The following is a 10,780-nucleotide window of genomic DNA, read 5'->3' as shown; positions in this document are numbered from 1 at the left end:
TATTGGGGATGGGATCCAAAAGAAACTTGGGCTTTAATTAGTATTATGATTTATGCATTTGTGCTTCACTTAAGGTTAATTCCTGGCTTAAGAAGTAAATTCACTTTTAATGTGTTTTCTATTGCTGCGTTTGCTTCTATTTTAATGACATATTTTGGTGTTAATTTTTACTTATCTGGATTGCATTCTTACGCGAGTGGAGATAAAGTTATAACACCTACATTTGTATATTATGCAATAGGTTTTGTAGCTATATTATCTGCCTTTGCATTTTTTCAACATAAAAAACATTATAAAAAATAATTATAATCATTGCAAAAATGTAACTTTGCATTCCATTAAAAAATAGATTATAGATGTTTAATAAGTATATAAAATTAGTAATAGCGGGAGGAATTTCAATTTGGGCAATCTTTCAATTTGTTGAAGGAAATATAATGAATGGTATTTCACTGTTATTATTTGCTGGTATTTTTGTTTTATTATACTTTAAAAATGAATTTATATTATTAGCATTTTGGCAATTAAGAAAACAAAATTTTGCTGGAGCAAGCAAATGGTTAACTTATATTAAAAATCCAAGTAGTGCTTTAGTAAAAAAACAGCAAGGATATTACAATTTTTTACAAGGAATTATGGTTTCACAAACCAACTTAACTCAAGCTGAAAAATTCTTTAAAAAAGCTTTAAGTTTAGGCTTAAGTATGAAGCATGATATTGCAATGGCTAAACTACAATTAGCTGGTATTGCGATGTCAAAAAGACGTAAACGTGAAGCAACAATGTTAATTAATGAAGCAAAGAAACTAGATACTCAAAAAGTTTTAGCAGATCAAATTAAAATGCTTAAAGACCAAATGAAGAAAATGTAAATACTATAATAACCATAAAAAAAGCGCAACTTGTCAGTTGCGCTTTTTTTATGGTTATTATAGTATTTTAAATCTATTCAAGCTTTAAAATTTCTAAGTCTTTTGTATATTGAATTAATACTACTCCAGTATTTTCAAAACTTCCAAATATCTTTTTATCATAATTAAAAACACTTGATAATCTTGAAGATGCGCCCGCAGTTAATCCATTTTCAAAACTATCTGAGCTTGCAATTCTTATTAAAGTATCGTAGGTAACATCAAAACCTCTGATAGCATATTTTGTTGGAAAGGCAAAGTTTGTAGATTTATACTTTTCATTAAATCGCATCATAAAACGATCTCTAATGCCGATAGTTTCAGAAGTAGGAAATGCAAAATTTAATTTCCCTAAAAAGCTATTCTCAATATTGTCAAAATTACTTCCTTTATTTAATGCGAATAAGCGAATATCAACATCTGCAGCATATGTTTTTAAGTTATTAACAGCTGCTGCAGTGGTTACTATTTCATCACTAATTATAAACACCCAATTTTTTGATAACGTATCTAATTTTTTCGAGAAGATTTCACTTTTAATAAAACCGTCTTTTGGTTTTATTACAACAACTTTTTGAATAGAATCAAATGCTTTTATTTTGTTTACAATTCTCCAAAGTTTAGATTGGTTTTCAGGTTTTTCATCATTAACTATAACAATTGTTTCACCATTATAATTATCTCTCATATAATTTAATAACTTATTCTCATATACTTCTAAATTTGGTGAAGTTTTTATTAAGTTATTTGTAGAAAGTGAGTCTTGTTTTTTCGAAAAAACCGGTGCCATAACTGGTGTTTTAATATGCTTGGCTACCCAATAAGCTTTATCAAAAAATAAAGGTCCTATAACTACATCTGTTGATTTAAAATTGATAGTATTAACAAGATATTGTAATTTATAATTAGAATTTTCAGTATCTAAATATTGAACATTTATTTTTAATCCTTTTTGTCTTAATGAATCAATAGCCATTTTAGCTCCCAAATGAAAATCGGTTGTAATATTTAAAAGCGAGGTGCCTTTCCCAAAACTTATGTCTCTTATTGAATCTGTTATTTTATTTAACTGATAGGGAAGCATTATTACAACATTTAGTTCTTTATCAAAATTCAGTTGTTCCTTGAAAATCCCAATTTCATCATAATCTTCATCATCTTCATCACCTTCTTCTTCTTCTTCAAGAATTTCTTTTGGCTTAATTTTTAATAACATCCCAAGTTTTAAACCTTCGCTTAATATTGGGTTTAACTTTAATAAGTTTTCGGCTGTAACTTGATATCTTTTTGTTAAATTATATACTGTATCATCTTTAATAACAGTATGTAGTAAATAATTAATTGAATCATTTACATCGGTAGGAGAACTTTGATTAGGAATTACTAATTTCATCCCAATTTTAACGCCGTTTTCTAACTCAAGGTTTGCAGCTTTTAATTCGTCAATGGTAACTCCAAATTTCTTCGATATTCCATACAGTGTTTCTTTTGGCTGAACTGTATATAAATCGTTATCAACCTCAATTATTTCAACAACTGTTTTTCCAAAGTTCTTATTAGGTACAATTATAATGGTTTTTGGTTCAGGTTTTGAATCAACTCCTGGATTTAGCCTTTTTAAATCCCTTTTAGATAAGTCATATTCTTTAGCAATACTTCTTAAAGTTTCTCCTTTTTTTACAGTATATGATACATACTTTTTTTGTTGTGCAAAAACAATTGCCACACTAAAAAGAAGAAACAGTAGTAAGAATTTATTTTTTTTCATAAAATGAAATTTAATTTATAATGTATGGGTTATTCCCATTCAATAGTTGCAGGTGGTTTTGAGCTTATGTCGTACACTACTCTATTAACGCCTTTTACCCCGTTTATTATTTGATTAGATGTTTTTTGCAAAAACTCATATGGTAAATTTACCCAATCAGCAGTCATACCATCAGTAGATTCTACAGCTCTTAAAACAACCGCTTTCTCATAAGTTCTTTCGTCTCCCATAACTCCAACTGAATTAACCGGTAATAACATTGCGCCTGCTTGCCAAACTTTATCATACAAACCAGCTTCTTTTAATCCGTTTATAAAAATAGCGTCTACTTCTTGTAAAATTCTAACTTTTTCCGCAGTAATATCTCCTAAAATACGAATTCCTAACCCTGGACCCGGAAATGGGTGTCTTCCTAATAATTCAGCATCAATCCCCATAGATTTCCCAACTCTTCTAACTTCGTCTTTAAATAACATTTTTAAAGGCTCTACAATTTTCAGTTTCATAAAATCAGGTAATCCACCTACATTGTGATGCGATTTTATAGTTGCTGAAGGTCCACCAGTTGCTGAAACAGATTCAATAACATCTGGGTAAATTGTTCCTTGTGCCAACCACTTCACATCTTCTAATACATGTGCTTCATCATCAAAAACTTCAATAAAGACTCTACCAATTATTTTACGTTTTCCTTCAGGGTCAGATTCTCCTTCAAGCTCTTTCAAGAAACGTGCCGAAGCATCAACACCTTTCACATTTAAACCCATTCCTTTATATTGATCTAATACATTTTCAAATTCATTTTTACGCAATAAACCGTTATTTACAAATATGCAATACAAATTATTACCAATTGCCTTACTTAATAAAACTGCGGCTACTGTTGAGTCTACCCCTCCTGAAAGTCCTAATACAACTTTATCATTACCAAGTTGCTTTTTCAATCTATCAACAGTTGATTCAACAAATGAATCTGGCGTCCAAGTTTGTGCTACTCCACTTATTTTCACTAAAAAGTTTTCTAAAATTTTTAGACCATCTTTTGAATGATAAACTTCAGGGTGAAATTGAATTCCGTAAGTAGCTTCATCCTTAATTTTAAACGCTGCATTGGTAACATCGTGTGTGCTTCCAATTAACTCACAATTTTCTGGTAAATCAACAATGGTATCACTATGGCTCATCCAAACCTGACTTCCTTCTTCAACTCCTTCAAAAAATAATTCATTTTCTTTTACAAATGAAAGATTTGCTCTACCATATTCACGAGTATTTGAAGCGGCTACTTTTCCTCCAAAATTATGTGCCAAAAACTGAGCCCCAAAACAAACTCCTAATAAAGGTAATTTTCCTTTTATAGCTGATAAATCAGGATGTGGTGCATCTTCAGCTCTCACAGAAAATGGACTTCCTGAAAGAATGATAGCTTTGTAATTTTCAATGGTAAAGTTTTTACTATTGTAAGGAAAAATCTCACAAAAAATATTGAGTTCTCTAACTCTACGCGCAATTAATTGTGTGTATTGCGATCCGAAATCTAAAATAAGTACCTTTTGTTGCATCCGCAAAAATAATATTAATATAAATATACCCTCTACTTTCTACACATTTTTTCTTAAAAACTTATTAATCAGAAAAAATAACTTCAATAAAAAAGATTCACTTTAAAGTGAAATTAGCTTTTTTACTTCATAAATTCATAAATAAAGCTATCAATTAAGCGGTTTTCAGACTTCAAATAAAGCCTTATAAAACCGCTTTACTATTTGACTAAATAAAACAAACTTTAAAATGTTTAAAATTAATAATAAGGCTGTTTTTAGCTGTTTTAAGAACGTTTTTAATAATTTACAATTGTTAATAACTTACTATATTAACCAACTTAAAAATTGTTAAAAAAACTACTTCAATAATTATATTTGTTTGTTATAGAATTTATATAAAAACAAATTTTAAATATGAGCGAAGAAGCTAAAAAACACGATTATTCAGCCGATAGTATTCAGGCTTTAGAAGGAATGGAACATGTGCGTAAGCGCCCTTCCATGTATATTGGAGATATTGGAATAAGAGGTTTACACCATTTAGTTTATGAAGTTGTAGATAACTCTATTGATGAAGCAATGGCGGGTCATTGTGATACCATTGGAGTAATTATAAATGAAGATGGTTCTTTATCAGTAAAAGATAATGGACGTGGTATTCCTGTTGGAATACACAAAAAAGAAGGTGTTTCTGCATTAGAAGTTGTAATGACCAAAATTGGTGCCGGAGGAAAATTTGACAAAGATTCTTATAAAGTTTCTGGAGGATTGCATGGTGTTGGTGTATCAGTTGTAAATGCGCTTTCTTCACATTTAAAAGCTACAGTATATTTAGATGGTAAAATTTGGGAACAAGAATACGAACAAGGAAAAGCAATATACCCTGCAAAAACGGTTGGTGAAAGTGACGATAAAGGAACTTTAGTAACATTTACTCCTGATAGTTCAATCTTTACACAAACAACTGAATTTAATTATGAAACGTTAGCAACAAGAATGCGTGAACTTTCATATTTAAATAAAGGACTTACCATTACTTTAACTGATCAAAGAGCCCCTGATGAAGAAGGTAATTTTACTACAGAAAGGTTTTACAGTGATGTAGGTTTACCTGAATTTGTAAGATATTTAGACGCTACAAGAGAGTGTTTAATTTCAGATGTTATTTCTATTGAAGGCGAAAAAAATGGTGTTCCAGTTGAAGTAGCAATGGTATACAACACTTCTTATTCAGAAAATTTACATTCTTACGTTAACAATATTAACACCCATGAAGGAGGAACGCATTTAGCTGGATTTAGACGTGGATTAACGGCCACTTTAAAAAAGTATGCTGATGATTCTGGGATGCTTAAAAACTTAAAATTTGAAATTGCAGGAGATGATTTCCGTGAAGGATTAACAGCCATTATTTCTGTAAAAGTGCAAGAACCTCAGTTTGAAGGGCAAACAAAAACAAAATTAGGAAATAGAGAAGTTACTTCAGCAGTTAGTCAGGCTGTATCAGAAATGTTAACTGATTATTTAGAAGAAAACCCTAATGATGCTAAAATTATTGTTCAAAAAGTAATTTTAGCTGCTACGGCTCGTCATGCAGCACGAAAAGCACGTGAAATGGTGCAACGTAAAACAGTGATGTCTATTGGTGGTTTACCAGGAAAATTAAGTGACTGTTCAGAAACGGATCCTGAAAAATGTGAAATTTTCTTAGTTGAGGGAGATTCGGCAGGTGGAACAGCAAAACAAGGAAGAGATAGAGCATTTCAAGCTATTTTACCATTAAGAGGTAAAATTTTGAATGTTGAAAAAGCCATGCAACATAAAGTTTTTGAAAACGAAGAAATCAAAAATATGTATACTGCACTTGGTGTTTCTATTGGAACTGAAGAAGATCCAAGAGCTTTAAACATCTCAAAACTTCGTTACAATAAAGTAGTTATTATGTGTGATGCCGATGTTGATGGTAGCCACATTGCGACATTAATTCTTACGTTCTTCTTTAGATATATGAGAGAATTAATTGAAAACGGACATATTTTTATTGCAACACCTCCTTTATATTTGGTTAAAAAAGGTCAGAAAAAAGAGTATGCTTGGAGTGATGACCAACGTGATTTAATTGCTCATAATTTAGGTGGCAGTGTAAATATACAACGTTATAAAGGTCTTGGAGAGATGAATGCTATTCAACTTTGGGATACAACTATGAATCCTGAATTTAGAACTCTTAGACAAGTTTTTATTGATAATTTAACTGAAACTGATAGAGTTTTTTCAATGTTAATGGGTGACGAAGTACCTCCACGTAGAGCATTTATTGAGAAAAATGCTAAATACGCAAAGATTGATGCATAATTAATCTAATTATTGAATTTTATAAAAAAAGACCACTTTCTCAAGTGGTCTTTTTTTATATCTTTACATATCATAAAACCCCAATAATGAAAAAACTAACCTTAATACTCATTTTTCTATTAAGCTTTTCTGCAAAATCTCAAGAGTTAGAATTATTATTACTAGCCAATGATGATGCAAACTTATTAATGAAAAACTATATGTCTCCTGTTATGGACGGAATGCTTTATAGTTTAAACAATGGTTGGTATCATACTGCTAAAACTCATAAAAAACTAGGTTTTGATATTACAATAAATGTCAATGCCGCAATAGCTCCAAATTCATCAAAAACATTTCAATTTAATAGTAGTGATTATCAATACCTTTCAATAGAAAGTGGCGATAGTAAAATTCAAACAGTTATGGGATCAAATAATAGCAGTGTAATTGCTGTTCGAATTCCTGATGCTAATAATTATAAAGTCACACAATTTACAATGCCTGATGGTATTGGAGGTGACATACCGCTTAATGCAGTGCCTTCTCCAATGATTCAAGCTAGCATAGGAATACCTTTTGATACAGATATCAGCATTCGCTATTTACCTAAAATTAATACTGATGATGTTGAAGGAAATTTAATTGGTGTTGGAATTAAACACAATTTAATGCAGTATTTTAGTGCTTTAGATAAATTACCATTAAACGTTGCTGTTTTTGGAGGCTATACTACTATGAATACAACTTACAATCTAGCAAACATAGATGGTTTAGCCGGAAGCAACCAAGAAGCAACCTTTAAATTAAATGCGTTCACCATACAAACTTTAGCTTCTTTAGATTTTCCTTTTATCACTATTTATGGAGGAATTGGTTATGATAAAGGTACTTCAACTTTAAAATTGAATGGAACTTATACCTTAGACTACGAAATAAAAGATAGCAATGACAACGAAATTGACACTGTTAGTGAAACTATTAAAAATCCTATAAATATGAATTTTAATGCCAATGGACCTAGAGGAACATTGGGGTTAAGAATTGGCCTTGGCTTCTTTAAAATTTATGGAGATTACACCATTAAAGAATATAATACAGTTTCAGCAGGTATTGCTTTTAGTTTTAGATAAAATACTCAAATTACTCAATCATAATTTTTTAACAGGATTGCCATTTAGCAATCCTGTTTTTTTGTTATAAATATTACATCTCTTTCATTTAAAATTTTGTATTTTTGAAGCTAAATTTTATTATAAATAAACAATACAAAAATATGAAAGTAACAGTAGTAGGAGCAGGAGCTGTAGGTGCGAGTTGCGCTGAATACATCGCAATTAAAAATTTCGCATCAGAAGTAACATTAATAGACATTAAAGAAGGATTCGCAGAAGGAAAAGCAATGGACCTAATGCAAACCGCTTCATTAATGGGGTTTGATACAAAAATTTCAGGTGCAACAAACGATTATTCAAAAACTGCAGGAAGTACTGTTGCGGTTATTACAAGTGGAATTCCAAGAAAACCTGGAATGACACGTGAAGAATTGATTGGAATTAACGCTGGTATTGTAAAATCAGTAGTTGCAAGTTTAATTCAACATTCTCCAAATGTTATCATTATTGTTGTAAGTAACCCAATGGATACTATGGCTTATTTAGCTCATAAATCTTCTGGATTACCTAAAAATAGAATTATTGGAATGGGAGGAGCTTTAGATAGCGCTCGTTTTAAATTTCGTTTAGCAGAAGCTTTAGGTTGTCCTCAATCTGATGTTGATGGTATGGTAATTGGTGGTCACAGTGATACAGGAATGGTTCCTTTAATTGGAAAAGCTGCACGTAATAGCGTTGCTGTTTCTGAATTTTTATCAGAAGAAAGAATGCAACAAGTAGTTGAAGACACTAAAGTTGGTGGAGCTACTTTAACTAAATTATTAGGAACAAGTGCTTGGTATGCTCCAGGTGCAGCAGTTTCTTCTATGGTTCATGCAATTATTTGTGATACTAAAAAAATATTCCCTTGTTCAGCTTTATTAGAAGGTGAATATGGTTTAAATGATATTTCATTAGGTGTACCATGTATTATTGGTAAAAATGGTATTGAAACAATTGTTGAAATTGAATTATCTGATGCTGAAAAAGCTAAATTTGCAGATAGCGCTGTTGGTGTTAGAGCTGTGAACGAGTTATTATAATTCATTTTTAAAGATTAGACATAAAAAAAACTCCTCAAAATTAAATTTTGAGGAGTTTTTTTGTTTTATTTATTATCTTGTGCATAATCAACTACTTACTACTATGAAAAAGCACCTTATCACTAACGTTCTGCTATTTTTTATATTTCCTCTATTTTCTTTGTTTCACTTATTTCTCAATTATTGAATTAAACATATTATGAAATCAAAAATCATTTTTACACTCATTCTAGCATTCACATTTCTAAGTTTTGACAACATAATAACTTGTTCAATAGAAACTAGTGAAGGAACAATTTTAATAGAATTATATCCAGAAAAAGCACCAATTACGGTAGCTAACTTCCTAAAATACGTTGATGAAGGTTTATACACAAATTCATCGTTTTTTAGAGTTACAACTCCAGAAAATGAAGCTGAAAGAGAAATAAAAATAGAAGTAATTCAAGGAGGAAATATTTCTGAGGGTGAAAATTTCCCTCCTATTGCTATTGAAACTACAGAAAAAACTGGAATAAAACATTTAGACGGAACACTTTCTATGGCTCGTAGCGAACCAAATTCTGCCACAAGTAGTTTCTTTATTTGTATAAATAATCAACCTGAATTAGATTTTAATGGGAAAAGAAATCCAGATGGTTTTGGGTTTGCTGCCTTTGGAAAAGTATCTAAAGGAATGGATATTGTAAGAAAAATTCAAGATGGAGAAAACAACAATCAACAATTGCTAAATCCTATAATTATTAAATCTATCACTAGAATAAAATAAAAACGATTAAATTGTTATAAAAAAAAGGTTGTCTAAAAAGTAAAATTTTCGTCAATCTAAAATTGTTTCATGTTCTCATATTAACTGAAATCAGCGTGATGAGATTCTGAATTTAATTCAGAATGACGCTTTTTAAGACTTTTTAGACAGCCTATTTTTTTTGTTTTAAAAGAATTTACCTTTAAGACAATCCTGAAATCACTCCATTATCATCAATAGTCATCCCTTCTGAAGCAGGTACTCCAGGCAAACCTGGCATACGCATCATTTGACCTAAAATCGGAATTATAAACCGTGCTCCAGCAGCTATTTCAATTTCTCGAACTGTAACTACAAAGCCTTTTGGCCTTCCAATCATAAATTCATTATCAGAAAACGATTTTTGTGTTTTCGCCATACAAATAGCAAAATCATTAAATCCAAGCCTGTCAATTCGTTTTAAGTTTAGTTTCGCTTTTTTATCAAAATCCACTCTATCCGCTCCATAAATTTCTTTAGCAATGATCTCAATTTTTTCTTGAATTGGAGATTTCCAATCGTAAAGTGGTTTAAATTGGGTCTTTGTAGCTTCAACAACATTTACAACCGCTTGTGCTAAATCTTTAGTTCCTTCACCTCCTTTTGCCCATCCTTCAGACACAACAGCTTGTACACCTAATTTTTTACATTCTTCAATAATAAAATCTACTTCTTCCTTTGAATCATTTGTAAAAGAATTAATTGCCACAACAGGTTCTATGTTAAATTTTCTAATATTTTCAATATGCTTTTCTAAATTACAAAAACCAGCTTTTACATATTCAAAATTTGGAATGTTTAATTCTTCATTTTTAGCGCCACCATGATGGCGTAGAGCTTTAGTTGTAGCAACTAACACAACTGCTTTTGGATTTAACCCAGCTGCCACACATTTAATATTTAAAAACTTCTCAGCACCCAAATCGGCTCCAAAACCTGCTTCCGTGATTACATAGTTAGATAATGATAATCCCATTTTAGTTGCAATAATTGTATTTGTTCCTTGCGCTATATTTGCAAATGGACCACCATGAAGAATTGCAGGATTTTCTTCCAACGTTTGCACTAAATTTGGTTTTATGGCATCTTTTAATAAAATTGCCATGGCATTTTCAGCCTTTAAATCACGTGCAAAAACTGGTTTTTTATCAAAAGTGAATCCAATAAAAATAGCCCCCAAACGCTCTTTTAAATCTTTAAAATTTTCAGCCATACATAAAATAGCCATCACCTCAGAAG

The 10,780-nt window shown here is 30.7% G+C and carries 9 protein-coding genes; 6 read left to right on the top strand and 3 right to left on the bottom strand.

Annotated features, from left to right (window positions below; translation table 11 throughout):
- Positions 1-303 (top strand): cytochrome c biogenesis protein (locus Q0352_RS04495; RefSeq protein WP_299524270.1); only part of this gene is annotated, 303 nt, incomplete at its 5' end.
- Positions 304-356: 53 nt separating this feature from the next.
- Complete coding sequence (locus Q0352_RS04490; RefSeq protein ID WP_299524267.1) at positions 357-872, top strand: DUF2892 domain-containing protein; 516 nt, start codon at positions 357-359, stop codon at positions 870-872.
- A 73-nt stretch (positions 873-945) separates the two neighbouring features.
- Here Q0352_RS04490 and Q0352_RS04485 read toward each other — a convergent pair whose 3' ends face one another.
- Together Q0352_RS04485 and guaA are read right to left on the bottom strand one after the other, a co-directional pair.
- Entirely contained in the window at positions 946-2,679 is a 1,734-nt protein-coding gene (locus Q0352_RS04485; RefSeq protein WP_299524264.1) for a LysM peptidoglycan-binding domain-containing protein, read from the bottom strand.
- A gap of 29 nt (positions 2,680-2,708) precedes the next feature.
- On the bottom strand, positions 2,709-4,241 hold the full coding sequence (gene guaA, locus Q0352_RS04480; RefSeq protein ID WP_299524261.1) for a glutamine-hydrolyzing GMP synthase: 1,533 nt from the start codon (positions 4,239-4,241) through the stop codon (positions 2,709-2,711).
- A 396-nt stretch (positions 4,242-4,637) separates the two neighbouring features.
- Between guaA and gyrB the strand changes: the two genes are divergently transcribed.
- The 4 genes from gyrB to Q0352_RS04460 all read left to right on the top strand — a co-directional run bounded on the left by gyrB (position 4,638) and on the right by Q0352_RS04460 (position 9,523).
- A complete protein-coding gene (gene gyrB / locus Q0352_RS04475) occupies positions 4,638-6,578 on the top strand; it encodes a DNA topoisomerase (ATP-hydrolyzing) subunit B (protein ID WP_299524258.1) in 1,941 nt (646 codons plus the stop codon).
- Between the two features lie 86 nt (positions 6,579-6,664).
- Complete coding sequence (locus Q0352_RS04470; RefSeq protein WP_299524255.1) at positions 6,665-7,690, top strand: DUF6588 family protein; 1,026 nt, start codon at positions 6,665-6,667, stop codon at positions 7,688-7,690.
- Between the two features lie 143 nt (positions 7,691-7,833).
- Positions 7,834-8,754 (top strand): malate dehydrogenase, encoded by a 921-nt coding sequence (locus Q0352_RS04465; protein WP_299524252.1) that lies wholly within the window; start codon positions 7,834-7,836, stop codon positions 8,752-8,754.
- A 199-nt stretch (positions 8,755-8,953) separates the two neighbouring features.
- Positions 8,954-9,523, top strand: a complete 570-nt coding sequence (locus tag Q0352_RS04460) for a peptidylprolyl isomerase (protein WP_299524249.1) — start codon at positions 8,954-8,956, stop codon at positions 9,521-9,523.
- 181 nt (positions 9,524-9,704) lie between these two features.
- On the opposite strand, the gene Q0352_RS04455 is transcribed toward Q0352_RS04460, so the two are convergent.
- Positions 9,705-10,780 (bottom strand): formate--tetrahydrofolate ligase (locus Q0352_RS04455; protein ID WP_299524246.1); only part of this gene is annotated, 1,076 nt, incomplete at its 5' end.

The organism is uncultured Lutibacter sp., assembly GCF_937891065.1.
Classification (GTDB): domain Bacteria; phylum Bacteroidota; class Bacteroidia; order Flavobacteriales; family Flavobacteriaceae; genus Lutibacter.
Note: the sequence above shows the minus strand (reverse complement) of the source record. Positions and strands in the feature narration are given on the sequence as shown.

Excerpts from the sequence above, each read along its gene's own strand:
- Q0352_RS04485 (WP_299524264.1), bottom strand. The coding sequence starts at position 2,679 with ATGAAAAAAAATAAATTCTTACTACTGTTTCTTCTTTTTAGTGTGGCA.
- Q0352_RS04470 (WP_299524255.1), top strand. The coding sequence starts at position 6,665 with ATGAAAAAACTAACCTTAATACTCATTTTTCTATTAAGCTTTTCTGCA.
- Q0352_RS04465 (WP_299524252.1), top strand. The coding sequence starts at position 7,834 with ATGAAAGTAACAGTAGTAGGAGCAGGAGCTGTAGGTGCGAGTTGCGCT.
- gyrB (WP_299524258.1), top strand. The coding sequence starts at position 4,638 with ATGAGCGAAGAAGCTAAAAAACACGATTATTCAGCCGATAGTATTCAG.
- Q0352_RS04460 (WP_299524249.1), top strand. The coding sequence starts at position 8,954 with ATGAAATCAAAAATCATTTTTACACTCATTCTAGCATTCACATTTCTA.
- guaA (WP_299524261.1), bottom strand. The coding sequence starts at position 4,241 with ATGCAACAAAAGGTACTTATTTTAGATTTCGGATCGCAATACACACAA.
- Q0352_RS04490 (WP_299524267.1), top strand. The coding sequence starts at position 357 with ATGTTTAATAAGTATATAAAATTAGTAATAGCGGGAGGAATTTCAATT.